Genomic DNA, 504 nt, shown 5'->3' on the forward strand with positions numbered 1-504 from the left:
GGCATTGCCCTGTGCGCCGGCGGCGCGGCGGCGGTCAATCATGTGGTCGATCGGCGTATCGATGCGGTAATGGCGCGCACGCACAAACGTCCGCTGGCCGAAGGCCGGGTCTCACCTGCGGCGGCGTTGACCTTCGCCCTGGTGCTGGCATTGCTCGGCCAGGCGCTGCTGCTGACCTTCACCAATCAGCTGACCGCTTGGCTGACTCTCGCCTCGCTGCTCGGTTATGCGGTGGTCTACACCGGTTTTCTCAAGCGTGCGACGCCGCAGAACATCGTCATCGGCGGCCTCGCCGGTGCCGCGCCGCCGCTGCTGGGCTGGACCGCCGCCACCGGCCATGTCAGCGCCGAACCGCTGTTGCTGGTGCTGATCATCTTCGCCTGGACCCCGCCGCACTTCTGGGCGCTGGCGATTCATCGCAAAGAGGAATACGCCAAGGCCGACATTCCGATGCTGCCGGTGACCCATGGCGAGCACTACACCAAAGTGCACATTCTCCTCTAC

General features: G+C 65.7%; 1 protein-coding gene. It reads left to right on the top strand.

Annotated features, from left to right (window positions below):
- Nucleotides 1-504: heme o synthase (gene cyoE, locus J5M71_RS27335; RefSeq protein ID WP_207838665.1), on the top strand; the 504-nt coding region annotated here is incomplete at both ends.

The sequence above is a fragment of the Pseudomonas sp. 43(2021) genome (assembly GCF_017490805.1).
In the GTDB taxonomy this organism is placed as follows: domain Bacteria; phylum Pseudomonadota; class Gammaproteobacteria; order Pseudomonadales; family Pseudomonadaceae; genus Aquipseudomonas.